Annotated in this window: 23 protein-coding genes and 1 other RNA gene; 10 read left to right on the top strand and 14 right to left on the bottom strand. The window is 61.0% G+C overall.

The window, feature by feature from the left end:
- Nucleotides 1-88: 88 nt before the first annotated feature.
- The gene (locus AB5Y70_RS09155) at nucleotides 89-1,099 is read left to right on the top strand and encodes an AraC family transcriptional regulator (RefSeq protein ID WP_010674617.1); all 1,011 of its coding nucleotides are present in this window, start codon (nucleotides 89-91) and stop codon (nucleotides 1,097-1,099) included.
- Here AB5Y70_RS09155 and AB5Y70_RS09150 read toward each other — a convergent pair.
- Nucleotides 1,079-2,014, bottom strand: a complete 936-nt coding sequence (locus AB5Y70_RS09150; RefSeq protein WP_010674616.1) for a LysR family transcriptional regulator — start codon at nucleotides 2,012-2,014, stop codon at nucleotides 1,079-1,081. The genes AB5Y70_RS09155 and AB5Y70_RS09150 overlap by 21 nt on opposite strands.
- A gap of 130 nt (nucleotides 2,015-2,144) precedes the next feature.
- On the opposite strand from AB5Y70_RS09150, the gene AB5Y70_RS09145 reads away from it, so the two are divergent.
- Complete coding sequence (locus AB5Y70_RS09145; protein WP_010674615.1) at nucleotides 2,145-2,903, top strand: SDR family NAD(P)-dependent oxidoreductase; 759 nt, start codon at nucleotides 2,145-2,147, stop codon at nucleotides 2,901-2,903.
- Between the two features lie 95 nt (nucleotides 2,904-2,998).
- Here the strand turns inward: AB5Y70_RS09145 and AB5Y70_RS09140 are convergent, their stop codons facing one another.
- On the bottom strand, nucleotides 2,999-4,432 hold the full coding sequence (locus tag AB5Y70_RS09140) for a glycoside hydrolase family 1 protein (protein ID WP_010674614.1): 1,434 nt from the start codon (nucleotides 4,430-4,432) through the stop codon (nucleotides 2,999-3,001).
- Nucleotides 4,433-4,595: 163 nt separating this feature from the next.
- On the opposite strand from AB5Y70_RS09140, the gene AB5Y70_RS09135 reads away from it, so the two are divergent.
- Both AB5Y70_RS09135 and AB5Y70_RS09130 read left to right on the top strand, forming a co-directional pair.
- Nucleotides 4,596-5,513, top strand: a complete 918-nt coding sequence (locus tag AB5Y70_RS09135; RefSeq protein ID WP_043156115.1) for a LysR family transcriptional regulator — start codon at nucleotides 4,596-4,598, stop codon at nucleotides 5,511-5,513.
- A gap of 101 nt (nucleotides 5,514-5,614) precedes the next feature.
- Nucleotides 5,615-7,189: a sensor domain-containing diguanylate cyclase gene (locus tag AB5Y70_RS09130; protein WP_043156117.1), complete on the top strand. Its 1,575-nt coding sequence runs from the start codon at nucleotides 5,615-5,617 to the stop codon at nucleotides 7,187-7,189.
- 83 nt (nucleotides 7,190-7,272) lie between these two features.
- On the opposite strand, the gene AB5Y70_RS09125 is transcribed toward AB5Y70_RS09130, so the two are convergent.
- Both AB5Y70_RS09125 and fdhD read right to left on the bottom strand, forming a co-directional pair.
- On the bottom strand, nucleotides 7,273-9,570 hold the full coding sequence (locus AB5Y70_RS09125) for an FdhF/YdeP family oxidoreductase (RefSeq protein WP_043156120.1): 2,298 nt from the start codon (nucleotides 9,568-9,570) through the stop codon (nucleotides 7,273-7,275).
- Entirely contained in the window at nucleotides 9,554-10,339 is a 786-nt protein-coding gene (gene fdhD / locus AB5Y70_RS09120; RefSeq protein ID WP_043156122.1) for a formate dehydrogenase accessory sulfurtransferase FdhD, read from the bottom strand. Before fdhD ends, AB5Y70_RS09125 begins: the two co-directional genes overlap by 17 nt.
- Before the next feature lie 161 nt (nucleotides 10,340-10,500).
- Between fdhD and AB5Y70_RS09115 the strand changes: the two genes are divergently transcribed.
- Nucleotides 10,501-11,379, top strand: a complete 879-nt coding sequence (locus AB5Y70_RS09115) for a LysR family transcriptional regulator (protein ID WP_010674609.1) — start codon at nucleotides 10,501-10,503, stop codon at nucleotides 11,377-11,379.
- Nucleotides 11,380-11,441: 62 nt separating this feature from the next.
- Here the strand turns inward: AB5Y70_RS09115 and AB5Y70_RS09110 are convergent, their stop codons facing one another.
- Nucleotides 11,442-12,293: a type 1 glutamine amidotransferase domain-containing protein gene (locus AB5Y70_RS09110; RefSeq protein WP_049636398.1), complete on the bottom strand. Its 852-nt coding sequence runs from the start codon at nucleotides 12,291-12,293 to the stop codon at nucleotides 11,442-11,444.
- Nucleotides 12,294-12,410: 117 nt separating this feature from the next.
- Between AB5Y70_RS09110 and AB5Y70_RS09105 the strand changes: the two genes are divergently transcribed.
- The 5 genes from AB5Y70_RS09105 to yjfF all read left to right on the top strand — a co-directional run bounded on the left by AB5Y70_RS09105 (nucleotide 12,411) and on the right by yjfF (nucleotide 18,234).
- On the top strand, nucleotides 12,411-13,376 hold the full coding sequence (locus AB5Y70_RS09105) for a LysR family transcriptional regulator (RefSeq protein ID WP_197975637.1): 966 nt from the start codon (nucleotides 12,411-12,413) through the stop codon (nucleotides 13,374-13,376).
- Between the two features lie 283 nt (nucleotides 13,377-13,659).
- Nucleotides 13,660-14,619 carry a galactofuranose ABC transporter, galactofuranose-binding protein YtfQ gene (gene ytfQ, locus AB5Y70_RS09100; RefSeq protein ID WP_010674607.1) on the top strand — a complete coding sequence of 320 codons (960 nt, stop codon included), beginning with the start codon at nucleotides 13,660-13,662 and terminating at the stop codon, nucleotides 14,617-14,619.
- Nucleotides 14,620-14,704: 85 nt separating this feature from the next.
- Nucleotides 14,705-16,213 (top strand): galactofuranose ABC transporter, ATP-binding protein YtfR, encoded by a 1,509-nt coding sequence (gene ytfR, locus AB5Y70_RS09095; RefSeq protein WP_010674606.1) that lies wholly within the window; start codon nucleotides 14,705-14,707, stop codon nucleotides 16,211-16,213.
- Between the two features lies 1 nt (nucleotide 16,214).
- On the top strand, nucleotides 16,215-17,234 hold the full coding sequence (gene ytfT / locus AB5Y70_RS09090; RefSeq protein ID WP_010674605.1) for a galactofuranose ABC transporter, ATP-binding protein YtfT: 1,020 nt from the start codon (nucleotides 16,215-16,217) through the stop codon (nucleotides 17,232-17,234).
- Complete coding sequence (gene yjfF / locus AB5Y70_RS09085; protein WP_010674604.1) at nucleotides 17,227-18,234, top strand: galactofuranose ABC transporter, permease protein YjfF; 1,008 nt, start codon at nucleotides 17,227-17,229, stop codon at nucleotides 18,232-18,234. The genes ytfT and yjfF overlap by 8 nt, the downstream gene beginning before the upstream one ends.
- A gap of 182 nt (nucleotides 18,235-18,416) precedes the next feature.
- Here yjfF and AB5Y70_RS09080 read toward each other — a convergent pair whose 3' ends face one another.
- From AB5Y70_RS09080 to AB5Y70_RS09040, 9 genes are all read right to left on the bottom strand, one after another.
- Entirely contained in the window at nucleotides 18,417-19,445 is a 1,029-nt protein-coding gene (locus AB5Y70_RS09080; protein ID WP_041211379.1) for an MBL fold metallo-hydrolase, read from the bottom strand.
- A gap of 638 nt (nucleotides 19,446-20,083) precedes the next feature.
- Nucleotides 20,084-20,177, bottom strand: an RNA gene (gene ffs, locus AB5Y70_RS09075) — signal recognition particle sRNA small type.
- Between the two features lie 327 nt (nucleotides 20,178-20,504).
- Nucleotides 20,505-21,089 (bottom strand): phage single-stranded DNA-binding protein, encoded by a 585-nt coding sequence (locus AB5Y70_RS09070; protein ID WP_010673877.1) that lies wholly within the window; start codon nucleotides 21,087-21,089, stop codon nucleotides 20,505-20,507.
- An 86-nt stretch (nucleotides 21,090-21,175) separates the two neighbouring features.
- Nucleotides 21,176-21,448, bottom strand: a complete 273-nt coding sequence (locus AB5Y70_RS09065) for a hypothetical protein (protein ID WP_010673876.1) — start codon at nucleotides 21,446-21,448, stop codon at nucleotides 21,176-21,178.
- Nucleotides 21,449-21,591: 143 nt separating this feature from the next.
- A complete protein-coding gene (locus tag AB5Y70_RS09060; protein WP_010673875.1) occupies nucleotides 21,592-22,260 on the bottom strand; it encodes a KilA-N domain-containing protein in 669 nt (222 codons plus the stop codon).
- A gap of 307 nt (nucleotides 22,261-22,567) precedes the next feature.
- Nucleotides 22,568-23,473: a ParB N-terminal domain-containing protein gene (locus AB5Y70_RS09055; protein WP_010673874.1), complete on the bottom strand. Its 906-nt coding sequence runs from the start codon at nucleotides 23,471-23,473 to the stop codon at nucleotides 22,568-22,570.
- 995 nt (nucleotides 23,474-24,468) lie between these two features.
- Complete coding sequence (locus AB5Y70_RS09050) at nucleotides 24,469-25,041, bottom strand: recombinase family protein (RefSeq protein ID WP_010673872.1); 573 nt, start codon at nucleotides 25,039-25,041, stop codon at nucleotides 24,469-24,471.
- Between the two features lie 13 nt (nucleotides 25,042-25,054).
- Entirely contained in the window at nucleotides 25,055-25,267 is a 213-nt protein-coding gene (locus AB5Y70_RS09045) for an Hha/YmoA family nucleoid-associated regulatory protein (protein ID WP_010673871.1), read from the bottom strand.
- A 78-nt stretch (nucleotides 25,268-25,345) separates the two neighbouring features.
- Nucleotides 25,346-26,550 (bottom strand): IS3 family transposase gene (locus tag AB5Y70_RS09040; RefSeq protein WP_102948393.1). Its coding sequence is split into 2 segments (ribosomal slippage): nucleotides 25,346-26,232 and nucleotides 26,232-26,550, totalling 1,206 coding nucleotides; the frame shifts between segments, so codons are not numbered across the junction.
- Nucleotides 26,551-26,641: the final 91 nt, after the last annotated feature.

The following is a 26,641-nucleotide window of genomic DNA, read 5'->3' as shown; positions in this document are numbered from 1 at the left end:
AATCTGAAACATGAAAGCGGCGCTGGCTCACGGCAATCCGCCGCCGTTGGCCGATGATGGTGGGCCACCGCTGACAAGGATTTTTGCCGTGAAGACCGTCTCCAACCGGATTGCCCTGCACTGCCTCAACCACTGGCAGGCCCGCGGGCGGGATCCTGCTGCCCTCCTGCACCCCTGCGGCATCGCTCACGAAGAGCTGCTGATCCCCCAGGGGCGGCTCGACACCGGGCGCCACTTCCGGCTGCTGGCCGGGGCAGCCCCCCACGTGGATCTGGCCCTCGACTGGACGCCCCCCGCCCTCCCTGGCCTCTTTGCCGACTTCATGTCGCTGGCGAGCCTGTGCTGCAACGCCGCCACCCTTCGCCAGGCCCTGCACTTCTTCCTCGCCTACCGCCCCCTCATCGGCGAGAGCGACGAGATCCGCCTGCAAGAAGAAGAGGGGCAGGCCAGGATCAGCTACCACTCGGAGTCCGATCACCCGGACGTCATCGCCCTGAGCAGCCTGGCCAACCTCTGCCACCTCTATGCCCTGCTCCAGTTCTACCACCCGGGCCAGGGGCTGCTGGTGCTGCCCACCCCGGTACGCCCCAGGCTGTGGCGTGAGCTGGCAGGCTGGCTGGAAGGGCGGTTGCAACAGGGGGCGGACTTCGAGCTGCGCTTTCCCGCCGCCTTGCTCGATCTCGCCCACGGGCAGTGCAACCTGCCCCTGCAACCCCTGCTGCTCGGGGAGCTCGACCGGCAGATGGCCCAGCTTCGCCCAAGCAGCCGCTACCGGGACAGGGTGATGACACTCATCCGCCAGCAGCTGTGGCAAGAGAGCGCCGAGGCCTCCTCTCTGCTCGATGGGGTGTGCGAGCACCTCAAACTGACCCGCTGGACCCTCAACCGCCATCTGCGGGAGGAAGGGTGCCACTTCTCGGGCCTGCTGGAGCGGGTGCGCCGGGAGGAGGCCTGCCGCCTGTTGCAGGATCCCGCCCTCCCCCTGCAGACAGTGGGGGAGCGCCTGGGTTTTGCCCGCCAGAGCAGCTTTACCCGCTTCTTTCGCGAGGAGTTTGCCCTCTCGCCGAGGGAGTTTCGCTCAAGGCGCAGCCGCCTCTGAGGCGCCCCCGAGATGGGCGGCGAGCAACCCCGCCAGCCAGTGGATGAAGAGCTGGACCCTGGGGGCCAGTTGGCGGCGATGGGCATAGAGGGCGTGGATGGGGAGCGGCGGCGGCTGCCACTGGGGCAGGATGCTCACCAGCTCGCCCCCCGCGAGCAGGGATTCGACCCCCACCCGCGGCATCTGGATGATGCCAAGCCCCGCCAGCGCCGCCGCCAGGTAGGTCTCGCTGTCATTGACCATGAGGGCCCCCGCCATGGGCAGCAGGGCGCGGTGGCCATCTTCCGCCAGGTATTCAAAGCCGGGCTCGCTGCGCCCCTGCCCGGCACCAAACCCGGAACCATAGTGCACCAGCCGGTGGCCCGCCAGATCCCCAAGGGTGCGGGGCACCCCGTGGCGAGCCAGGTAGCCTGCGCTGGCACAGTTGATCTGGCGATAGTGACCAAGGGGCCTGGCCACCAGGCTGGAGGGCTCAAGCGCCCCGACCCGCACCACGCAGTCAAACCCCTCGCGCACCAGATCCACCCGCCTGTCCGTGCTGCTCAGCATCAGTTGCAGGGCGGGATGCTGCGCCAGAAAGTCCGGCAGGGCCGGGATCACCAGGTGACGGGCCATCCGGCTTGGCATGTCGACCCGCAGTTGTCCCGAGATCTGCCCCCCCTGGCGAAACAGGCCGTCAAACTCCTCCATGTCCGCCAAAAGCTCCCGGCATCTGGCATAGCAGAGCTGGCCGTCCGTGGTGAGCTGCACCCGCCGCGTGGTACGCAGCAGGAGCCGGGTCCCCATGCGCTCCTCCAGCCGACGGATGGCGGCAGAGAGGGTCGCCTTGGGGATGCCCGTCTGCTCGGCGCAGCGGGTAAAACTCTCCAGCTCGGCAACCCGCACGAAGGCTCTCATCGCATCCAGTTGATCCATGGCCTGATTGTCTCGATTAACGGAACAGTGATTCTATTATCACGCTATTTATCCAGTTTAAAAGGAACAATACAGTGATCCGGTCGGCTCGTATCGAGCCTGTGTCCGCCACCCTGACAGGAGTCATACCATGACCAGACCCATCGCCCTCATCACCGGGGCCAGCCGCGGCCTTGGCAAGCACGGGGCCCTGGCCCTCGCCGCCAAAGGCGTCGACCTCATCATCACCTATCGCAGCCAGGCCGCAGAGGCGGAGGCGGTGGTGACCCAGGCCCGCGCCCTCGGCGTTCGGGCCCATGCCCTGGCTCTGGACGTGGGCGAGAGCGCCACCTTCGCGGCCTTTGCAGAGGAGGTGACGCAACTGCTCGCCCGGGAGTGGCAGCGCACCCATTTCAACTTCCTGGTCAACAACGCCGGGATCGGCATTCATGCCAGCTTCGAGCAGACCACGGAGCAGCAGTTCGACACCCTGCTAAACATCCACCTCAAGGGGACCTTCTTCCTGACCCAGGCGCTCCTGCCCCTCCTGGCAGACGGCGGTCGCATCCTCAACCTCTCCACCGGCCTCACCCGCTTCGCCATGCCGGGTTATGCCGCCTACGCCGCCATGAAGGGGGGCGTCGAGGTGCTCACCCAGTATCTGGCCAAGGAGCTGGGCCCCAGGGGCATCGCGGTCAACGTGCTGGCCCCCGGCGCCATCGAGACCGATTTTGGCGGCGGCGTGGTGCGCGACAACAAGGGGGTCAACGACTTTCTCGCGAGCCAGACCGCCCTTGGCCGGGTGGGTCAGCCCGACGACATCGGTGGCGCCATCGCCGCCCTGCTCTCCGATGACTGCCGCTGGATCACAGCCCAGCGCATCGAAGCCTCGGGCGGCATGTTTATCTAGGCGGTCATGATTGCCTGCTGCACAAACAAGGAAGGCCCCCTCCGATGAGGGGGCCTTCCGGCATTGGGCAGACGAGGTGCGGCGCACCGGGCCCGTTACAGGGTCTTGCCACCGCTTGCAATGACCTGGCTGTACCAGTGGAAGCTCTCTTTCTTGATGCGACGAAGAGACCCTCCCTGCTCGTCCCTGTCCACGTAGACAAAGCCGTAGCGCTTCTGGTAGCCGTTGAGCCAGCTCAGGATGTCGGTGAAGGACCAGGCGCAATATCCAATCAGCTCGACCCCGTCCTGCATCGCCTCCTGGCACGCCTTGAGGTGGCTGTGCAGATAGGCGATACGGTAGTCGTCGTTCACCCTGTCCCCGGCTTCCAGCTTGTCGAACTCCCCCAGGCCGTTCTCGGTGATCATCAGCGGCAGGGCGTAGCGGGAGGAGAGCCGACGCAGGGCGATGCGCATCCCGGTGGGATCGATGGCCCAGTCCCAGTTGCTGGTCTCAAGGTGCGGATTGGGGGCCGTCTTGTAGAGGCCGGGAATGCCGCTGGAGGGCGTAGTGCCCTTCTTGCCCGTGGTGTTGATGCGCTGCATCGTCTGGCCGCCGAGGGGGTTGTCGGTGAAGGTCAGGGTGTAGTAGTAGTTGACCCCGATGTAGTCGGGGGTGCCTTCGCGCAAGAGCTCGAGATCGCCCGGCAGGATCTCCGGCGCCTCGCCGGTCTCCCGCAGATAGGCGAGCGCCGCCTGGGGGTAACGGCCGAAGCAGTAGGCATCCAGCCACCAGAGGTTGGTGAACTCCTCGGCATTCTCGAACGCCAGCATGTCGCTCGGGGCGCAGGAGGCCGGATAGGCGGGGGAGTATGCAAAGCTCGGCCCGATCAGGCCGTTTGGCACGTGCTGGCGAAACGCCTTGATGACCCGGGCATTGGCGAGAAACGCGATGTGGTTGGCGGCGAAGAAACGCTTCCTGTCCTGCACCGCGGGAGGATGGGTGCCAAGCTGGTAGGCGTTGGTCAGGTTGTAGTTCTGCTCGTTGAGCGACACCCAGTACTTCACCTTGCCGGCGAAGCGCTGATAGAGAGTCACGCAATAGCGCTCGAAGTCGTCGATGATGCGCCTGTCTTCCCAGCCGCCGTACTCATCCTGCAGGGCCTGGGGGAGATCCCAGTGATAGAGGGTCAGCACCGGCTCGATGCCGTGGGCCAGCAGGGCGTCGATGAGCCTGTCGTAGAAGGCGAGCCCCGCCTCGTTCACCTCGCCACGCCCCGTCGGGTAGATGCGCGGCCAGCTCACCGAGAAGCGATAGGCCTTGAGCCCCATCTCGGCCATCAGCGCCACGTCCTCTTCCACCCTGTGGTAGTGATCCACCGCCACGTCTCCGTTGCTCCCTTCAAAGGTCTTGCCCGGCAATTTGGTAAAGCTGTCCCATACCGAGGGGCCCTTGCCCTCCTCGTTCCAGGCCCCTTCCACCTGATAGGCGGCGGAGGCGGCGCCCCAGAGGAAACCGTTCGGGAAGTCGTTGAACTTGTGATGATGCATCTGGTGTTGCTCCTTCTGCGCGGATGGCGGGGGCCATCCCGTGATACGTCGACCCCGTACAGGGGCCCGAAATGAGTTGGCACCAGCATCCAACACTTCTAGAATTCCGTCCAATGACAAATATGGCCACCTATCATTCCTATCTGGAATCAAGCGAGACACCATGGAGTTAAGAGACCTGAAAGCCTTCGTCACCCTGGGGGAGGTATTGCACTTTGGTCAGGCGGCGGCGCGCCAGCACGTCACCCAGTCGGCCCTGAGCAAGCAGATCCGCCGGCTGGAGGCGGACCTTGGCGGCGAGCTGTTCGAGCGCAACGCCGGCAGCACCCGGCTGACGGTGCTCGGGCGCGCCCTCTACGCCGACGCCTGCACCCTGGTGGCCCAGAGCGAACAGCTCGCCCGCAGCGCCCGCGACGTGCTGGCGGGCCACGCGGGTACTCTGCGCATCGGCTTCGGGGTCGCCACCAAGCTGCTGGTGCCCGCCGCCATCGCCCGCTTTCGGGCCAGCCGCCCCGGGGTCGCCATCGAGCTCAACGATCTCTCCACCCATCACCAGTTGCTGGCGCTGGCGGAGGGGCGGCTGGATCTCGGCTTCTGCCGCCTGCCCGCCCCCAAGGGCTGGCCGGTGCTGCCCGTGGTGCGCGCCCATTTCGTCGCCGTGCTGCCCGCAGGCTATCAGGGGGTGGCAGGGCTCGCCGATCTTCAGGAGAAGCCGCTCGCCATCCTGCGCCGGGACAAGGCCCCCTCGTTTCACGATCAGTTCGTGCACTATCTGGCCCAGAGCGGGCTGCGCTTCCAGGACATCCAGTACGTCAACGACTTCGCCGCCGGCATCGCCACCGCGGCGGCCGGCATCGCCTGGACCCTGGTCCCCTCCTCCACCACCATTGAGCATCCCGATGTGCTGACCCTGCCCCTCGAGGAGGCCGACGCGAGCTGGATCATCGGGCTCATTCGCCCGCCGGGCAACGACAATCCCCTCGTCGCCCCCTTCTGGCAGACGGTGGCGGAGCTGGCGGATCCCGCCCTCACCGGCCTCATGACGACAGGGGACGGGGCTGCCGCCCGGGACACGCCATGAAAGGGAACCATTCGAGAATCACATTAACGATGGCATTGGGCGGTCACCCCCCTTAAAATTGCCGCACTGCCCCGACGCCACGACAAGGATCCGTTTCGTTCATGCACTCTCACTGGCTGCTGAGGTTTGATTTGCATCGCCTCATCCTTGCGCTGGCCGTCATCGGCGTGCTGGCTACCTTTGGCAACAGCTTTTACGCCATCTATCAGGCACAAAGACAACTGCTCATCGACAGCACCCTGGAGGCAAACCGGGTCTATGCCACCAAGCTCGCCGCCTCCACCGAGACCATGCTGCGCTCGGCCCAGGGACAGCTGGCCTATGGCGCGGCCCGGCTCGCCCCCTTGCTGCAGGGCAACGACCTCCATGGACTCGAGGAGGTGGCAGGCCAGTTGCGCCAGCAGACCAACACCTTCAACTCGGTGGCCATCGTGAACACCGACTCCGTCATCGTCGCCGTCTCTCCCGAGGCATTGCATGTGAAAGGGGTCAAGCTCACCTCGGCCAATGCGAGCCGGACCCTGGCAAGCCAGCAGCCCCTCATCGCGGATCCCCTGGTTTCCCTCACTGGCAACTACCTCATCAGCCTCTCCCACCCCATCTTCTCGGCAGACAAGCGCTACCTCGGCTATGTAGCCGGCACCATCTATCTGGAGTCCGCCAGCGTGCTCTCCAGCCTGCTGGGGCAGCACTACTACCAGGATGGTTCTTATCTTTATGTGGTGGACCGCCAGCGCACCCTCATCTACCACCCGAACCCGGAGCGCCTCGGCCAGAAGATTGGCAAGAACCGGGTGGTGGATGCGGTACTCAAGGGGCAGGATGGCGCGCAAAGCGTGCTCAACTCCCGGGGCAGCGAGATGCTGGCAGGCTTTGCCCCGGTGGCGGACGCAGGCTGGGGGATAGTGGCCCAGCGCCCCCGCAGCGCCACCCTGGCCGGCCTGGATGAACAGATGCTGGAGATCCTCAAGGGGATGATCCCGGTCACCCTCTTCATTCTTTTCGTCATCTGGCTCTCGGCCACCATCATCGCCAGACCCCTGCGACAACTGGCCAACCGGGCCGGACTCATGGATCAGCAAGGGGCCGCCACCAGCATCTCGGGGATCCGCGCCTGGTATTTCGAAGCAGCCCAGTTGAAGCAGGCCATCCTCAAGGGGCTGGGGCTGCTCAACACCAAGATCAACAAGCTGCACACCGACAGCCACACCGACCCCATGACGGGCCTGTTCAACCGCCGGGCCATGCAGCAGATGTTGGACGAGTACGAGGTCGAGCGTCAGCCCCTGACGGTGATTGCCCTGGACATCGATCACTTCAAGGCCATCAACGACCGCTTCGGTCACGACGTGGGGGATGCCGTCATCGTCTCCCTCGCCACCCTGATGCAGCAGGATCTGCGTTCCGATGCCGCCTTGTGTCGAAGCGGCGGCGAAGAGTTCCTGCTGCTGCTGCCCGGGGTCTCCCTTGCACAGGCGCAGAAGATCGCCGAGCGCCTGCGTACCCGGGTGGCGAGCCACGACATGGAGGTGGCAGGCCACATCACCATCTCCCTCGGCGTCGCCCACTGGGGAGCGGATGCCACCAGCATAGCCGCCGTGCTCAAGGAGGCGGACAAGGCGCTCTATGATGCCAAGAGCCAGGGCCGAAACTGCGTGGTGGTGGCCCTGGGCTGATCGGCCCAGGCTTTGCCGGACACCGTTCGGCCATAAAAAAACCCCTGCCATGGCAGGGGTCGGACGGTATCCATGTCAGAAGATCAGAGCGTGACAGCCAGGCTCTCGACCGAGGCGGCGCTCGGGGTCACCAGTACGGGCACCGATTTGGAGGTGGGGGTGAAAGAGCCCTCCCCTATGCTCTCGATGGCCACCAGGGGGTTGGTCTCCGGGTAGTAGGCGGCGATGTTGCCTTTCGGGATCTCGTAGAAGATGACGCTAAAGCCCCGCACCACCCGCTCGCGCCCATCGTTGCACACCGCACTCATGTCCACCCGCTGCTCCTCGGCGAGCCCCAGCCTCCTGGCATCCTCCTCGTTCATGAAGACCACATTGCGTCGCCCCTTGATGCCACGATAGCGGTCATCCATGCCATAGATGGTGGTGTTGTACTGATCGTGGGAGCGCAGGCTCTGAAGCAGCAGCACGGGCTGGTCCACCATCTGCTCCGAGTGGCTGGTGCACTCGGGCAGGATGGAGTCCGGCAAACGGCTCGCCCTGAATTCGGCGCGCCCGCTCGCGGTGTTCCAGCGCAGCAGGGCGGCGCTGTTCTCCAGATGGAAGCCGCAGGGCTCCTCGATGCGGCGGTTGAAGTCGCCAAAGCCCGCGATGGTCTCCTCGATGAGATCCCTCAGCAGCCCGTAGTCATCCCGCAGCGCCAGCCAGTCCACCCGATCGCTGCCAAGCGTTGCCTCGGCCATGCGGGCCACGATGTCTATCTCGGAGAGACAGAGCGGCGAGACCGGCTCGTTCATCCCGGTGGAGGCGTGCACCATGCTGAACGTGTCCTCCACGGTGATCTTCTGCACCCCGGTGCGCTGCTGATCGAGCTCGGTACGGCCCAGGCAGGGCAGGATCAGGGCATCTTTTGACACCATGAGGTGGCTGCGGTTGAGCTTGGTGCTGATCTGCACGTTGAGCTCGCTCCTTCGCATCGCTTCATAGGTGAACTCGGTATCCGGCGCGGCGGCTGCCAGGTTGCCCCCAAGGCAGATCAGCACCTTGCTCTTGCCGCCATGAAGGGCTTTGAGGGCCTCGTAGACGTTGTGCCCCGGCGTGCGCTTGAAGCCCACCGGGAAACAGCGCTCCAGGCGATCGAGGAAGGCGGCATTGGGTTTCTCGTTGATCCCCATGGTGCGGTTGCCCTGCACGTTGCTGTGACCGCGCACCGGACAGAGTCCGGCCCCCGGCTTGCCAATCTGGCCGCACATCAGGTGCAGGTTGACGATTTCGCGAATGGTGTCGACCGAATGTTTGTGCTGGGTGATCCCCATGGCCCAGCAGCTGATCACGCTCTCGCTGCTTGCGAAGATCTGCGCCGCCCGTGTGATCGCCTCCCGACCGAGGCCGGATTGCGCCTCGATCTGCGTCCACTCCGTGGCCTTCACCTGGGCCAGGTAGTCGTCAAAGTGCGCGGTGTGCTGCTCGATAAAGGCGAGATCGATGCGCCCCCCCTCCTCTTCCAGAATGTATTTCGCCATGCCGCGAATGGCCGCCATGTCACCGCCAAGTTTTGGCGTGAGGTACTGGTGGCTGATGGTGGTGGCCGCCGGGGTCAGTAGCTCCGCCGGGCTCTGGGGGCTCGCGAAGCGCTCGAGGGCCACCTCTTTGAGGTTGTTGAAGGTGACGATCTGGCACCCCTGGCGCGCCGCCTTGCGCAGGGCGTTCATCATGCGCGGGTGGTTGGTGCCCGGGTTCTGGCCAAAGACGAAGATGGCTTTGGCGGCGTCGAAATCATCGAGCACCACGGTGCCCTTGCCCACCCCGACGGACTGGATGAGCCCCACCCCGCTCGCCTCGTGGCACATGTTGGAGCAGTCGGGGAAGTTGTTGGTGCCATAGAGGCGGCCAAACAGCTGATAGAGGTAGGAGGCTTCGTTGCTGGCGCGTCCCGAGGTGTAGAACTCCACCTCGTCGGGGCTGGCCAGACTCTTGAGTTTGTCGGCGATGAGGGCAAACGCCTGATCCCAGCTCACCGGCTCGTAGTGATCGGTGGCCGGGTTGTAGCGCAAGGGCTCGGTCAGTCGCCCCTGGTATTCGAGCCAGTAGTCGCTCTGGGTGGCGAGACGGCGCACCGAATGCTCGGCGAAGAAATCGGCCCCCACCGTCTTGCCGGTGGATTCCCAGGCCACCGCCTTGGCGCCGTTCTCGCAAAACTGGAAGGCCCCCTGCTTGTTGTCACCCCAGGCGCAGCCGGGACAGTCAAAGCCGTCGGTCTGGTTGACCCGCAGCAGGTTCTTGATGTTCTGGCGGGTCTTCTGGCTGCGCAGCACCTGCTTGAAGGTGGACTGCAAGGAGGAAAAGCCGCCGGCCTTGGCCGGTTTTTCAATATGACTGGACATGGGAGTCTCCAACGTGATCCAGGGCGCGGGGGCTGGCATAGCAGACCGGGGCATCGGATCGGGGCACATGGATCAGGGTCAGGTTGTACTTCAGGGCCAGTCGCACCGCGAGCTGACTGGGGGAAGCAAGACTGATGAGGTGAGCGGCGCCAAATTGCACCGCCTTGTGAATGAGTTCGCTGCCGCAGCGACTGGTGATGACCAGGGTGGCAGCCTGCACCGGCTGGCGCAGCTGCATGCCGATGAGCTTGTCCAGGGCGTTGTGCCGCCCTATGTCCTCCCGGCAGGCCAGGATCTCGCCGCGATCATCCAGCGCCAGGGCGGCATGAAGGGCGCCGCTCTGGCGGGCCTTGCTCTGCCAGGGGACGATGCGCTCCCGCAGATCCTGCAAAGAGGCGGTGTCGAAGGGGGCGCCCGGGGTCAGCGGGGTGAGCACGGGCAACGCATGTTCGATGGCCTCCACGCCGCAGATGCCACAGCCGCTGGCACCGGCCAGGCGGCGCTTGCGCTGGCCAAGCATTGCCAGACAGCGGTTGGCGATGGTGACATCGAGCACGATGCCGTGCTGGGACGGGGTGCTCTGGATATCGTGTACATCATGGTTGCCCCCGATGATCCCCTCGCCAAACAGAAAACCGATGGCGAAATCGTCGAGATCGTCCGGGGTGGCCATCATGACGGCATGGTTGATGCCGTTGATGTTGACGGACACGGCCACCTCCTCCACCAGCTCATCCAGACTGGGCAACCGTGAATTGAAAGGGATCATGCGAGACGCTTATAAGCTGTATTCGGGCCTCAAGTTTAGATAAGCCGCCGCGCCAAAACCAATGAAACAAATCTATTCACCAATAGATAACTTCTATTGCTATCGGGATGTCGATTGATTAAATTTGTCGCTCATTGCCTTTGCCTGCTGCCATTACCACGATGAATATCAAGCAGTTGCACTATTTCTACGAGCTGGCCCAGCACCGTCACTTCGCCAAGGCGGCCAAGGCTTGCTTCATCACCCAGCCGACCCTGTCAGCCAGCATCACCGCCCTGGAGAAGTCACTTGGCACCGAACTGGTGGTGCGCAACAGCCAGTTCGTGGCCCTGACCCAGGCGGGGGAAGTGGTGCTGCACCACGCCGAGCGGATGCTGCAGGAGCAGGATGCCATGCGCCAAGAGCTCAGCCTCTTTCGGGGCGGGCTGTCGGGGGCGCTACGCATCGGCGTCGTGCCCCAGTCGAGCATCGACATCATGCCGCTGCTTAAGGGGTTCAACGACGCCTACCCCAAGGTGGGCCTGCACCTCTGCGTGATGACCCATGCCACCCTGATGGAGCAGCTGGATCTGCATCGCATCGACATCGGGCTCGGCTTTGACGAGTTGCTCACCGAGCATCAGCGCAGGGCCCTCGACGTCCAGCTTCGCCACCCCAACCCCATGGCCCTGCTGGGCCCCCTGCCTGCCCACTGCGCCCCGACCGGGCCGCTGACCCTGGCGGACCTGCAAGATCTCCCCCTGATCCTGCCAAGCACCACCATGCAGTTTCGCCGCTACCTGGACGAGGCCGCCGCCCGCCAGCAGATCAGCCTGCGGGTGGTGCTGGAGACAGACTCCCTGTTCCACCTGGTCAACGGGGTGAGCCACGGCCTGGGCTGCGCCGTGGTCAGCGCCGGCATCGCCGCCACCGCCCAGCAGCTCTTCAAACTGCCCTGCCACCACCTGAGCGATGCAAGCGCAGGCACCATCGCCTTCATCACCCGAAAACACAGTGTCACCCCCGCCATGAAGGCGTTTCTCGCCAAGGCAGGGGCATGAAAAAGGCAGCCCATGGGGGCTGCCTGCACTGATCAAGGGGGGAACTTGCGCCTCTCCTGGCGTCAGTCTGCCCCTTGCTGTTTGTCCAGCGCCGCGATGAAGGCGCTCGCCAGGGCGTGGTCGGAGAAGGGATTCTGGCCTGTGATGAGCTCGCGATCGATCACAACGCCAGGCTGCCAGGGTGCCACGAACTGCATGCTGCCGCCGGCCTGGGCCATGGCCTTCGCCGGGTAGTAGCGCAGCTTGTCACCCCCAAGGGAGCCTTCAAACACCGCCTCTTCCTTGTCGGAGAAGATGGTCATCCTGTAACCGTCGTAGATCCACTCTCTGGCGCCGTCTGCCTTGCCTGCAATGACCGACTGCTCGAACCCGGCCGGATCCGCCTGCGCCGCCAGCAGCGCGATGGGGCCATGGCAGATGGCGGCCGTGGGTTTGTGGTTGTCATGGAAGTGGCGAAGCAGGGTCCCCACCTCGGGATCCTTGGCAAGATCGATGAGGGGTGCGTGGCCGCCGGGAATGAAGAGGCCGGCATAGCGCTCGGGACCGGATTGCAGCACCTCCCTCAGGGAGAGCACCTTGCCGGCGCCAAGCAGCCCCTCCACGACGGCGCCGATGCGCACCATCTCCTGCGGGTTGCCACCAAAGTACTGGGGATCGACGGAGTGTTTGTCGACAACGGGCCGGTTCCCTCTCGGGGTCACCGGGGTCAGGGTATAACCGGCCTCCAGCAGGGCGGCGGCAGGCACCCCCAGTTCATTCTGGTAGAAGCCGGTGGTCAGGCTCTTGCCCCCTTGCAGCGGCAGTTCGGTCTCGCTCGAGAGCAGCACCAGGATCTCGCCTTTCGGGGAGGCGCTGGCCGCAGCGGAGGTCGCCAGCAGCAGTGAGGCCAGCACGGCCTTGAGGGTGTTCTTCATCGTGATCTTCCTTTTGATGGCAGTGATCGATCGGGCGGCCACCGGGCCGCCCTCGATGAGCAATTTACTGATTACACACGGACGAATAAACTCACACCATTGAACTTGATTATTTACATGGATGAACATATGTCCCGTGCCTTCGACCCCGTCCAGCTCGGCACCATAGAGCTCTTTTGCAAGGCAGCCGAACTTGGTAGCTTTACCGCCACGGCTCAGGTACTGGGGGTAACGCCCGCCTCGGTGAGCCGCTCCATCCAGCGTCTCGAGGCCAGGCTCGGCGTCAAACTCTTCCATCGCACCACCCGCAGCGTGCGCCTCACCCATGACGGGGAGCTCTATCGGGAACAGTGCCAGCAGGCGCTCGAGCAGATCGCCGAGGCCGAGCGGGCCATCACCGGCCGCCAGCGCCACCCCAGAGGAGTGCTGCGCATCAGCGTGGGCACCGTCTATGCCCACCACCGTCTGGTGCCCCTGCTGCCAGGCTTCATGGCGGCCTATCCCGAGGTCGAGCTGGAGCTCAATGTCTCCAACAGGAACATCGACTTCGTGGAGGATGGTTACGATCTGGCCATCCGGCTGGGGGAGCCGCGCGATGGGCGGATCATCGCCCGCAAGCTGGAGGATGCCAGCCTCGGGGTCTTCTGCACCCCCGATTATGCCGCCCGCCGCCCCGCGCCAACCTCCCTGGAGATGCTGTCGCAACATGATCTGATCCAGTTCATCACCCCGAGCACGGGTCGCCCCTTCCCCTGGCAGTTCGTGAACGAGCAGGGGGACCCTGTCGACCTTCATGTCCAGAGCAGACAGCGGGTGCTTGACGATGTGCTGGCGGGCCTGGGCTGGGCGGTGGCTGGGGGCGGTCTGTTCCAGATCTACCATTTCGTGGCAGCCGAGGCGCTGTTGCAAGGCAAGCTGATCGAGGTGATGACCCCCTTTGCGGGGCGATCCCGCCCCTTCTACGCCCTCTATCCACAGCACCGTCACCTCTCGGCCCGGGTCCGGGCCTTCGTGGATTATCTGCTGGCAGCGGTGCACCCAGAGGGGTCGCCTGTGCCAGGGGAATATCCCCCTCTTCGTTGACGAGGGCCCCTCATCTGCGTGCCTGCGCCCCCGATACCGGGGGCAAAAAGCAGGTGGCACTCTGGACACAATGGTTGCCTAATTAAATAAATATGCATAAAAATCAATACAGGCAGGGCTCGATATATGAACTCTTCTGCTGTTTGTATGAAGCATCGTGCTGCTAAAAATTTTCTGTGAGCCACCTCCCGCCGTTTAATTCAAGAGCCTATAACCTTGACCCGTACAATAAAAACCTGACGTGTTCCGGTTTATTTCACCATGCATCACAAAGGAGTGTCATATGTATAAAAAAGTGAAACTGGCGAGCATTATCAGCACCCTTATTCTCTCGGCCACTGCATATTCTGCAGAGATGACCGTGGGCTTCTCGCAAATTGGTTCTGAATCCGGGTGGCGAGCTGCAGAAACATCGGTCGCCAAGAGCGAAGCCCAAAAACGCGGCATCATCCTGAAAATTGCCGATGCCCAGCAGAAACAGGAGAACCAGATCAAGGCCATTCGCTCCTTTATTGCCCAGGGGGTGGATGCCATCTTTATTGCCCCCGTGGTACAGACTGGTTGGGAGCCAGTATTGCAGGAGGCGAAAGAGGCCGAGATCCCGGTCTTCCTGCTGGATCGCAATATCACGGTAAAAGATGACGGTCTCTTCATGACCGGGGTCGCCGCCGACAGCGTCCACGAAGGGGAAGTGGCAGCCCAGTGGCTCATCAAGCAGCAGGATGGCAAACCGTGCAACGTGGTGGAATTGCAGGGCACGGTGGGTGCCAGCGTGGCGCTGGATCGCAAGAAGGGCTTCCTCGACACCGTCTCGGCCGTGCCCACCATCAAGATCATCCGCACGCAGTCCGGCGACTTCACCCGCAGCAAGGGCAAGGAGGTGATGGAGAGCTTCATCAAGGCGGAAAATAGCGGCAAGAATATTTGCGCCGTCTACGCCCATAACGATGACATGGCCATCGGCGCCATCCAGGCCATTAAAGAGGCCGGGCTGAAACCGGGCAAGGATATCAAGATCATCTCCATCGATGGCGTGCCGGATATTTTCAAGGCGATGATCGCAGGCGAAGCCAATGCCTCGGTGGAGCTCACGCCGAATATGGCGGGACCGGCCTTCGATGCCCTGCTGGCCTATAAGAAAGATGGCACCCTGCCCCCCAAACATATCAAGACGGAGTCCAAACTGTTTGAGCCCGGGAGTGCCGAGGCGCAGCTCGAGCTGAAAAAAGACATGGGTTATTAATCCCGCTCCCCCGCCAGACTGTCACATAGCGCGCCATATAAGTGATTGAACTTGTATGGCGCGCTATATCGGAGAGCCAATGTTCATGTCAGAGAACACTCACGATGTCGTATTGAATGCCCGCGGAATATGCAAGGCGTTTCCCGGAGTACGAGCCCTGCATCAGGTGGACTTCTCCCTGCGCCGGGGAGAGATCATGGCGCTGCTCGGCGAGAACGGGGCCGGCAAGTCCACGTTGATCAAGACCCTCACCGGTGTCTATCAGCGAGACGCTGGCCGTATCGAACTCGATGGCGTCCCCATCTCCCCGACGGACACCGCCCATGCCCAGCGTCTGGGGATAGGCACCGTCTATCAGGAGGTCAACCTGCTGCCGAACATGTCGGTGGCGGACAACCTCTTCATCGGCCACGAGCCACGCCGTTTCGGCTTCATCGACCGGGGCGCCATGACCCGGCAGGCCAGCGCCATCATGGCCAGCCACGGCTTCGAGATGGATGTCACCCTGCCCCTCGACCACTACTCGGTCGCCATGCAGCAGATCGTGGCCATCGCCCGGGCGGTGTCACTCTCCGCCAGGATCCTGATCCTGGACGAGCCCACCGCGAGCCTGGATGCCAGCGAAGTCCAGATGCTCTTCTCCCTGATGACGCGCCTGCGGGATCAGGGGGTGAGCCTCATCTTCATCACCCATTTTCTCGATCAGGTCTACGCCATCAGCGATCGCATCACAGTGCTGCGCAACGGCGAGCTGGTCGGCACCCGCGACACCCAGGCACTGCCACAACTGGAGCTGGTCAAGATGATGCTGGGACGCGAGCTGGACGACAATGCCCTCAAGCGGGCGGGCAAAACACTGCGCAGCAACCAGCCCATGGTGTCGTTCAGGGACTATGGCAAGCGGGGAGTCATCACCCCTTTCAGTCTCGACGTCATGCCCGGGGAGATAGTGGGCCTCGCCGGCCTGCTCGGGTCCGGTCGTACCGAGACCGCCGAGCTGATGTTCGGCATAGTCCCGAGCGATAGCGGCGAGTGCCGGGTGCGGGACAAGCCGGTGACCATCCGCTCTGCACGCCAGGCGGCCGCCAACGGCTTTGGTTTCTGCCCGGAGGATCGCAAGAGCGCCGGCATCATCGCCTCGGCCTCGGTGCGGGAGAACATGGTGCTGGCCCTGCAAGCCCAGCGGGGCTGGTTGCATCCCCTGTCTCGCAAGGAGCAGGACGAGATCACCGCCCGCCTCATCGAGCAGTTGGCCATCAAGACCCCGGGACCAGAGCAGCCCATCCAGTTTCTCTCCGGGGGCAACCAGCAAAAGGTGCTGCTCGCCCGCTGGCTGCTCACCAAACCCCAGTTCCTGATCCTGGACGAGCCTACCCGGGGCATCGACGTGGGGGCCCACGCCGAGATCATCCGCCTCATCGAATCCCTCTGCGCCAACGGGCTGGCCCTGCTGGTCATCTCCTCCGAGCTCGAGGAGCTGGTGGGCTATGCCGATCGGGTGATCGTCCTTCGTGACAGAAAACAGGTGGCAGAGCTTGCGACGGACGCCCTGAGCGTCCCTGCCATCATGAACGCCATTGCATGTGAGGCCTGATATGACGTCATCCATTCTCCCCCTCGCCAAGGGGTCGCGCGCCCGCAGGGAGTGGCCCACGGGCTCGGCCCAGTGCGCCGCCCTGGTGTGCGTGCTGCTCATCAATGCCCTGGTCGCCGACAACTTCTTCGCCATCCACATCCAGGATGGGCGGCTGTTTGGCAGCCTCATCGACATCCTCAACCGCTGTGCCCCGGTGGCCCTGCTCTCCCTCGGCATGACGCTGGTGATCGCCACCGGCGGCATCGACCTGTCGGTGGGAGCCGTCATGGCCATCAGCGGGGCCACCATGGCCAGCCTGGCCACCGGCGGTCACAGCCTGCCGGTCATCTTCGCCGCTGTCATCGGGGTGGGCCTTCTGTGCGGCCTGTGGAACGGCCTGCTGGTGGCGGTGTTCAAGATCCAGCCCATCGTCGCCACCCTGATCCTCATGGTGGCGGGCCGGGGCATCGCCCAGCTCATCACCGAGGGGCAGATCATCACCTTCAACAACGACGCACTCGCCTGGATCGGCAGCGGCTCCCTCTTCTATCTGCCCACCCCGGTCATCATCACCCTGGGCATGGCGCTGCTGCTCTGGCTGCTGACCAAGCGCACCGCCCTCGGCCTCTTCATCGAAGCGGTGGGGATCAACATCAAGGCCGCCAAGAACGCCGGGCTCAACACCCCCATGGTGGTGATCGCCACCTACCTGCTGAGCGGCATGATGGCCGCCGTCGCCGGCATGATAGTCGCCGCCGACATCCGGGGTGCCGATGCCAACAACGCCGGACTCTGGCTCGAGATGGACGCCATTCTGGCGGTGGTGATAGGGGGCACCTCCCTGATGGGGGGGCGCTTCAACCTCGCCCTCTCCCTGATCGGCATACTGATCATCCAGGGGGTGAACACCGGGATCCTGCTCTCCGGCTACCAGCCCCAGTGGAACCAGATCGTCAAGGCCCTGGTGGTGCTGGCGGTGCTGGTCATGCAGTCACCGGCCCTCAACCACCTCTTCCAGCGAGGGACTCGCCATGTTTAAACGCAACCTCCCCCTGATGGTGACCATCATGGTCTTCGTGCTGGGCTATCTGCTCTGCCTGGCCTCCTTCCCAGCCTTCATGTCCACCCGCATCATCTGCAACATCCTGACGGACAACGCGTTTCTGGGAATAGTGGCGGTGGGCATGACCTTCGTCATCCTCTCGGGGGGCATCGATCTGTCGGTGGGGGCCGTCATCGCCTTCACCGGCGTGCTGCTGGCAACCCTCATCGGGAAGCTGGGCGTCAGCCCCGTGCTGGCCATCCCTCTGGTGCTGGTGCTCGGGGCAGGCTTTGGCGCCCTCATGGGCTGGCTGATCGACACCCTGAAGATCCCCGCCTTCATCATCACCCTGGCGGGCATGTTCTTCCTGCGGGGGGCCAGTTTTCTCATCTCCGAGCAGTCCCTGCCCATCGATCACCCCACCTTCACCTACCTGTCGAGCCTGTCGTGGAAGATACCGGGGGGCGGTCGCCTGAGCCTGCTGGCCCTCATCATGCTGGCGGTGGTGGTCTTCGGCATCCTGCTCGCCAACCGCACCCGCTTTGGCAACAACGTTTACGCCATCGGCGGCAACGCCACCTCGGCAGCCCTGATGGGGATCTCGGTGCGCCACACCACCATTCGCATCTACCTGCTCTCCACCACCCTGGCGACCCTGGCAGGCATCGTGTTCGCGCTCTATACCTCGGCGGGCTACCCGCTCGCCGCCGTCGGGGTCGAGCTCGATGCCATCGCCGCCGTTGTCATCGGCGGCACCCTGCTGAGCGGCGGGGTGGGCACCGTCTTCGGCTCCCTGTTCGGGGTGCTGATCCAGGGGTTGATCCAGACCTACATCAACTTCGACGGCACCCTCAGCTCCTGGTGGACCAAGATCATCATCGGCCTGCTGCTGTTCAGCTTCATCGCCCTGCAGCGCCTGCTGATCCTGGTTTCGGAACACCGCAAGGCCAACAAGCCAGGTCCCTTCAAGCGCCAGGTTGCCGCCCAGCCCGAGTGAGGTATCAGCAAGACTCTGGTGGCAGAAGATAACGCGGCAAGGCGCTCCCGTGCGCCCTCCCCGCCTGGCCGTCGCGGGTCCGGCGCAGAGGATGGGGAGGCAGCGGGGGCGCTCACAGGGCCCGGCCCCAACCTCCCGCACGCCCCTTTGAGGGGTGACACCGTCTTTGGAAGGCACTCAGGTCAATCGCGCCACCAGGGGCTACCCTCATGGGGGCTCAGCACCTCCAGAGGCTCCCCCATGACAGGCGTGGTCAGGGGGATCTGTTGCTCGGCAGCCAGTCGGGCAATCTGTTCAAGCGGGTCGTTCCAGCGGTGCATGGCCAGATCGAAGGTGCCGTTGTGCACCGGATAGAGCCATTTCCCCCCGAGATCGTGAAACGCCTGCGCCGTCTGCGCCGGGAGCATGTGCACCAGCTCCCAGCGCTTGTCGTAGGCCCCGGTCTCGAGGAAGGTCACGTCGAACGGACCGTAGCGCCTGCCAATCTCCTTGAAACCGTCGAAGTAGCCGCTGTCACCGCTGAAGAAGAGGTTGACCCCCTCGCCGCGAATGACCCAGGAGGCCCAGAGGGTCTGGTTGCCGTCCCCGAGGCCACGGCCGGAGAAATGCTGGGCCGGGGTCGCTACCAGGGTGACACCGCCCACCCGGGTCTGCTGCCACCAGTCCAGTTCGCGGATCTTCTCCTTCGCAATCCCCCAGGCCATGAGGCGCGCCCCCACCCCGAGGGGCGTGATGAAGTGGTCGACCTTCTCCTGCAGCGCCAGTATGGCCCCGTGATCGAGATGGTCGTAGTGATCATGGGAGAGGATCACCCCCTCGATGGGGGGCAGCGCCTCCAGGGTGATGGGCGGTTGATGCCAGCGCTTGGGGCCGAACCACTGCACCGGCGAGGCCCGCTCGCTGAACACGGGATCCGTCAGCCAGAACGTGCCCTGCAACTTCAGCAGCAGAGTGGAGTGGCCGAAGCGCCACACGCTGTTGTCCGGCGCCGCGATGAGCCCCTCCCGGGTCATGACCTGTACCGGAATGGCGCGATCCGGCACCGTGCCCTCAGGCTTGGCGAACAGAAAGTCCCACCAGAGCCTGGCCCCTTCCCACAGACTTCGCGCCTGGGGTGTCACGGCATTGTTGAACCGGCCCCCATGATATTGCGAGGAGTCCGGGTGTTCGGGCAGGCCCGGTTTGAGTAGAGATGCGATCATGCCAATCATCAGGGCTCCTTTGAGCAACCACAGAAAACGGCGCCCCTCAGGGGCGCGAAAAGAGGCTGACGGGGTCTGCATTCATGCCACGCCTGTCAGCCTGGTCTCTGGTGAGTCGAGAGCAGCCCCTGCACGGGGCCTCACCATCCATAAAACAGAACGGGAGAGTCGCACGGTATGAAACCGGTTCCCGGCGTCTCCAGTAACGGCAAGATAGCCTGCCCGGGCTCCCGCCACCAGAGGGGTTCGCGTTGCCGCGTGGCCCCGGCATGGTGTCGCATCAAGCGCATGGCCTCACCTGCTCTGCCGGCGCCAACAAAAGGAGGCGTCAGATGGCGTACTGCAAGAGCTTGCAGTGCTGAAAGTCAGAAGATGGCTGGGCCATAGAGGCCACGGGAGGTGACTGAGGGAAAGCATGATCTCAAGGGGACAGTGCTGAAGATCAAGAGGAAGTTTGAGCCAGGCGCGGTCTGAAGCCTGATGAACGCCCATAGGGCACAGGCTCACCTTGCGGTAGAGCAAATAGCATGTGAAGAGAGCTGAAAATGCACTTTGAAGACTCCTGATTCATCCACATGAAGTGGATTACCAAGAGGTCTGAAGGGGGTATTAGCTGTAACTTGTTGAATGGCAGAAACAGGTGGTGGCCCTACCAGCCACATCCCGGCACTCGAGTCCCCCGCCTTGGCTGCTACCTTCCGGTCCTGACCAGGTCGACGGGTTATCAATGCGAGCCCAAATAAATCAGGCACTTGGGGATGGAACTGAGCGCCATCAACAAGATTTCTAAAGTCAAAATGTAACAACTAACCCGACCAAAGTAATCCACATGAAGTGGAGTAGCTATAGGGGCAATTGAGGAGCCCATGATAACTGCCCTCCCCTGTGGTCTCAAGCTCTGGGACAAACCACGTAGTAAATCAACGGAAAGGAACGCAGCAAAAACGTGGAGAGCCTTGTTACCAAGTGCTGATCTCTTTGCATGCATAGCTCTTATGACTATTCGGGATCCGCCACTGGTAACCTTGGCACCTGCCTCTGAGGCTATGTCGTTTCTTTGATACCTAATCAGAACGGCTTCAAGAGTACAGGCCCTTCCACCACGCCAAAGCCATACTCATCGGCATCACGCCTAGGACCTCTTTTCTCATACAGGTCCAATACCTGCACCGCTAGGGGACGCAGAGACACTCCCGCTCTGTTGATGACAACCCAGGTATAGATCTCCAAATTCAGATTAATGGCGGATCCACCGCTGATCTCAACCATCGGCATGATTGGCTGGCACTTGGCGTCGAACTGGGGAACGGTGATCTCGATTACCTTCTTGTCCTTCTTGCGGGTAATCTGGGCTTTGCGCTTGGTCTTGAAGGTAATGGTGCCGTCATAGTTCTCTACCCACGGCAGGTCGGCTGACAGGCGCGGCTTCTTGCCGGTGTCCTTGTGGACTTGAGCGGCGTATTCCTTCAGGTCGGACTCGCACCTCTCAATGACACCGCGCCAGTAGTCATTGTCTTCGACGGTGAAGTTGCACTTCAGGTCGCCTTCGGCGTTGAACTTAGTGTCGGGGTCCAGCAGGTACGGGGACTGGGCGATCACACTCGAAGTGTTGAAGGTGTTGTAGCCATACTTCTTGGTAAAAGTTGGGGTCACAGGGTTCCTCTTGGATTTAGTAGAAAAAAGAAAACCCGCCGGACCTTAGGAGGCGCAGCGGGCTTAGAGACTAGCTTAAGGCAGAGTTAGTGGCTGGGGATGCCTTCCCTGGGGCCAAGGATTTCATCCAAGGCAGCATCGGGCTCATAGCGCGCGGCCATGGCCTCGATCACTTTAATGTCTGCCCCGAAGAGAACAGCGAGTAATTCAAGCGGGAAATCCTCGTTCTCTTCAAGATACGAATGGACAGCTTCCTCAAGGGTAGTGAAGCCAACCCGGACATCCTCTAACATGCCACCAAGACGCACAAGGGCGTACATGTAGGGATCTTTGTCAAAGTCAGGCAAAGGGATTCGCATAGCGGTCTCCTTACGTAAGTCATAAACGTACGGGCTCTAATGATACCGCTGGTTCACGCAGATTCAAGAGCCTGTCTTCAGGCAAATCCTCATTGAGGAAGACCTGAAGTCCACCATTGATGGCTTTATCTTCGGGGGACTGATTAATCGAAGTAATCCACGTTCTTGGTGGTTTCTACGTTGAGCATGGCGGCGACCTTGTGATAATTCAGACCGACCTTCAGGCCCATGGTGATCGTCTCCATCGCGGCGATCAAGGCGGCCATACACTCGGGATGTTCCGCGGCCACCAGGTAATCTTTGACTGTCCCATTCTTCCCTGTGAGTACAGTAGGCACATAACCAGTGGCAGCCTTACAGGCCAACCGATAGAAGTTCCCATAGGCATGGCCTCCCATAGAGATACCCTTTTCTTGGAGCATGTCATTCATCGCTTGCCGCGTGTTGTCATGTTTCTCGATCAGCTCGGGGGATACCGCAACAGACCCGGCTATTGCTGCTGCTTTGAAGGTATCCCCTTCGGTCAATTCAGTGAAAGCATCCACAACTGCAAGTTGAAAGGCTACTGAGCAATAAGAGGCATAGAGGATGACTGCTCGTTTACAACCCCAGGTCTCCGCATTCCGGCCACGGGTTGTAGTCTTCTGAATTTCAGAGGACATCCTTTTGTAATCATCGCTCGTTAACCAGTTCCTGAGCTGGCCACCCGAACCACCAGAATCACGCCAGGCTTTCTCGATGTCGGTAAGAGATAGCAATCCTTCGGCATTATGGCGAATAACATAGGTATTGGCGTTAAATGTAATTTGCATTTTATTACTCCTCAGCGTGAATCTCCCTGGCCCTCTCTCCAACACGTCAGAACAGTCTTCAGATACACGAAACATGCCCGAGCATTGACCGAGAGATGGCCAGATGTATTGCTAAGGTCAGGGATTTTTCACCGGATGGGAGTAACAGAAAGGAAGGAGGCTGAGTTACCGGATTTGCCCCTTGGGCATTTTCGGTAAGGCCACAGACCTCCAAGTTTTCATCGGGTAGTGGATAGACATCTCCAACCAATACCGAGACTCGCAAGGCCCTCATTTGTTATTAGTAGCTGTAGTTTTTGGAAAGGCACTATGACTTGGCTGAACGCTCTGCTCGCCTCAATTCCCACAGAGCTCTTGCAGCGATAATCTCGTCAGGCGACATCTTAGATTCAATCTCTTTATGTTTGGCTTGGGCTACTTCAAGTTGGGCTTGAAGAGCATCGATGTTAGCTTTTAGAGCCCTATACTCGGCATGTGCAACCTTCAGTTCTTCTTCGTACATTGCTGGATTTGTTTCGCGAAGATCTGCCAAATTGGCGTAGTACTCGACGCCCGTCATCGGAGTGGTGAAGATGGAGCCAGGACGGATCTTTGGCTCATCATTGCGCTCATCTTCGATAATCTCACGAATAACATCTGATACTGTGGATTGCCCAATTTGCAGTTCCTTAGCAATAGCATTCCCACTCATCCCCTGCTTGTATCTCTTCACGATTGCAACCCAGCGCTTCGATTTCAGCTCTGAATTTTTGGGGTCAACTGCAAGGCGAGCCTGCTTTTTAGTGAGCTGGAGTGCAGCCATAACTTCGTCAATGTTCACCAGAAACGGGTTCTTCATGAACCGCTTTTCATCCATCTGGATTAACTTGTCCACCATTCGTACACGATCTGCTGTGGTGTTCTTGTTACCGTGTGCAGCATTGGCCCGCATGGACAACATGATCACTTCATTCATAGTCTCGCATTCGACGATCTCGTACTGGCCGGCAGGGATCTCAGCGTACCCTGCTGCCTCATACGCTTCGACACGGTGGAAGCCGTCGGTGAGGAACAAGACACCATCGACTCGGGCCACCTGGATTGGGGTCTTCCACTGAACGCCACGTTCGATTAGATCGGTCAGCCCTTCCACTTGTTCCTTGCTCATTTCTGTACGGAACTGTGTGTCGGATGTCCGATTGATGGACGCGATGTTCAACGCAGAAGTTATCATTTTGTCGTTCTCCTATTATCAATCGAGCCACTTTGTGCCTCGTCTGGCAAAGGAAACCCAAACCCACTAACACAAGGTCTGGGCAATGGTCTTGGGGATGGTTCAGATTGGATCGGGATTATAGCGGTACTGATGTGGGTGAAAAAGCCATGGGTCTCAAGGGAAAAGCTAATCCCAGTATTCCCATTACTGTTGATAGGTCTGACAGACGCTAGTGCGTCGATGTTCATCCCCATTGGTCATCTGTCTGGAGGATGCCTAAATGGGCTCACTTGGTTGTCCTAGGAATGATCAGGGGAAGGGCTGTAAGAGGCGACAACAGGACAGCCAATGGGCCATCCTGAAGATACCTGACGTAAGTAAGGTAAGAGAGGTGTTATTTGGGGTGTCTTAAAGGTGTCTTTCAGTATTGGTCTTTTCGTATCCCCCCCTATGGTCAGGGAAAAGTAACGAGCTCCAATTGCCCCTGCTCTGGAGGTCTCTAGAAGGTGTTTTATTGGTGTCTTCGGGATAATCGTCGGGAGTACAGACCTCGGGACAGCCCCACGGACAACAAACAGGGGCATTCAGACGAACAAGCGCAGATTCGGCCCCAGGCTCCCCCTCTGGACCCTTCCAGATAGCCCCTCAGACGCTCTCTCTGATCACCATACGCATTCCCCCATGTTACCCCACACGATCACCCCTGCACGATCTCGCGGGTCCACAGAGAAAGCCTGAAGACAGCAGGGACACGGATGGAAGGGAGAAGGGAGGCAATGAGAAAGGTCCAGAGGGACAGGCGCAGGGTCATCGTCGAGTCCTCCCAAACGACAACCCCCCAAGGTGTCGCGGTGAACAGCCTTGGGGGTCGATTGAAAAACTCGATCAAAGTTGGTCACTCGATCAGCTCTTTCTATTGGTCAGGGTAAATCAGCTTTCTCTAATGTACGTTGGGACAGCCCCAGTGATTGCTCCTTTCGATGGTCCCAGGCTCAACCGATAGACACACTCGATCAACTCAGCTCCCCATCCTCTCGCATCCTTGTTGATAGGCGATGGACCGTCGCTCGGCTGACTCCATGAAGCGTAGCGATTTCCCGCAGGGACTTACCGCCTTCCAACAGGGTCGCCTTGATTGCATCCTCGTCGATACTCTTTGGCCTGCCTGTGTACTTCCCCGCAGCCTTAGCTTTGGCGATACCTTCCATCTGACGCTCCTTGCGTAGAGCCGTCTCGAACTCAGCAAAGGCACCCAGCATGGTGAACATCAGCTTCCCTTGGGCTGTCATCGTCTCTAAGTTCTGGTCCAGTACACGCAGGGTCACGCCCTTGGCTTCCAGTTGTTCCGTAATGTCCAGCAGGTCAGCGAGAGAACGGCCCAGACGGTCCAGCTTGGTGATCACCACATCGTCCCCCTCTCGGACATACCGCAGGAGTTCGGCTAGTTGCTCACGGCCATCTGTGCTGGTCCCTGATACCTTCTCTTGGTACACACGCTCACAACCGGCCTTTGTCAGCTTATCCAGTTGAACATCCAACGATTGACCGACAGACGACACACGTGCATAACCGATAACCTGTCCCATCACTCTCTCCTACTCAATCAACCAATGCCCAAGCTGTCATAGGGACTTTCCCCGCATCAAAATGCCTTCCAGCAGCTATCTCTGCTTGCCGGTGGTCAATCGCTGCGATGACCTTCAGCTCCTCTTGGAGGCCCGTAGCAGCAGCCTTATCAAGCATCCTTGGGGCAACTCTATCCAGTGACTTCCTGTCCTTGAATCGGCGAAGCCTGATAACCAAGTCATTCATGCGGAAATCTCCTTCATCTTCTTCCTATTGCTTCAACGTGATGGATTTGACCCCATAGGTCCAGACACTTTTTCCCGCTTAGGGTTGTGATACCCGACTGCGCAGAAATTCCCGTGGTGAACGGTATCCCAAGGCGCTGTGCGGGTGGTGCTCGTTATAATGCTCAAACGCGATAGCCAAATTGCCTACCGCTGTTCGGCTATCCGGTTTTGGCATCATCTCGATATAGTCTCGCTTCATCGTCTTCACGAAGCTCTCCGCTATACCGTTACTCTGTGGGCTTCTCACTGCTGTCGTTCTGGGCTCCAACCCGATTTCTCGTGCAAACGCGCGGGTCTCATGGGCTCGATACGCCGAGCCATTATCAGTCAGCCACTCCACCGGTGATGCCGGCAACGAATCCCCAAAGCGATGTTCGACAGACCTCAGCATGACATCTTGCACAGTGTCACTATCGTAACCCCCAGTACTGGCCGCCCAGTCCAACGCTTCCCTATCGCAGCAATCCATGGCGAACGTGACACGTAGTTTTTCACCGTTATCGCAGCGAAACTCGAAGCCATCTGAGCACCACCGTCGATTGCTCTCCTTGACGGCAACACGCCCCTTATGTGCCTGCTGGGCCAATGGTGCAGCTGGTTTTCTTTCCAGCAGCAAGCCATGTTCGCGCATGACGCGATATACCCGCTTAGCGTTTACCACAGGTTGTTCTGTTGCCTCAGACTGACGCCGTAACAGCGCCCAGACCCGGCGATAGCCATAGGAGGGAAGCTCTGCCATCGCCTCCATGATACGGCCAAGTAAGGCTGCATCATCACGCTGGCGATGATGACGACCATCTTGCCAACCCGGTTTTCGATGAACACGAACGGATAGCTGCGCACGCGATACATTAAGAGCCTGGCTCACAGCACTTAATCGTCGTCCCCCGGCAACAAGGGCGCATGCGCAATCCATTTTTTTGCTCGACCATACTCCACGGCTTCTTTGAGGATCTCGTTCTCCATGGTCTTCTTCCCGAGCAGACGCTGAAGCTCTCGGATCTGCTTGATGGCAGCAGCCAACTCGGAAGCAGGAACAACATCCTCACCGGCGGTGATCGCCGTGAGAGACCCTTCTTGGAATTGCTTACGCCATTTGAAAAGCTGGTTTGCGTTGACGTCGTGCAAGCGAGCAACATGAGAGACGGTCATCCCGGGCTCAAAGGTCTGCTGCACGATGGCGATCTTTTCTTGTGGAGTCCGGCGTCGACGGCGCTCGGCCCCTGTTAACACTTCGACCATCTTCTCGTTGTGACTAGTACTGAACATAGCTCCAAGACTACCTCTTAAGTTAAGAGGGGCGAAGTGTCTGGATCTTCAAGGGGCCAATCTA

It is taken from the genome of Aeromonas sp. s1(2024) (genome assembly GCF_040908005.1).
Classification (GTDB): Bacteria; Pseudomonadota; Gammaproteobacteria; order Enterobacterales; family Aeromonadaceae; genus Aeromonas; species Aeromonas caviae.
Note: the sequence above shows the minus strand (reverse complement) of the source record. Positions and strands in the feature narration are given on the sequence as shown.